The sequence below is a fragment of the Streptomyces beijiangensis genome, from assembly GCF_017315755.1.
Classification (GTDB): domain Bacteria; phylum Actinomycetota; class Actinomycetes; order Streptomycetales; family Streptomycetaceae; genus Streptomyces; species Streptomyces beijiangensis.
In genome coordinates, this window is the sequence record NZ_JAFLRJ010001645.1 from 1 (window position 1) to 310 (window position 310).

The 310-nt window shown below is 62.3% G+C and carries 1 pseudogene; it reads right to left on the reverse strand.

Annotated features, from left to right (window positions below):
- Nucleotides 1-177, reverse strand: a pseudogene (locus J0695_RS43050) (IS1380 family transposase); the annotation flags it as partial.
- Nucleotides 178-310 lie beyond the last annotated feature (133 nt).

Consider the following 310-nt stretch of genomic DNA (forward strand, 5'->3'; position numbering starts at 1 on the left):
GTGGATGGCTTCGGTGATGGTCATTCCGACGGAATACGACAGCCACCGGCCCGGCCTTGTGAGCCAGTCGAGGAAGGCGTGGGTGCCTCCGGCGGAGTCGGTGCGGATCAAGGTCTGCCGGCCCCGCCGCAGGTGTTTCGGCAGTTGGGCCATGGCGAGTTGGGTGGTGGTGATGGAGTTGGGGACCAGTTGGGGACCACACGGTGTGCGCGACAGCGCACGACGGACCTTTGTGTGCACTGTCTGCACCCGGATTAAGTCTGCTATATCCAGAAAATACCCTTGACTCTTACTCCTGGGGGTCAAGGGG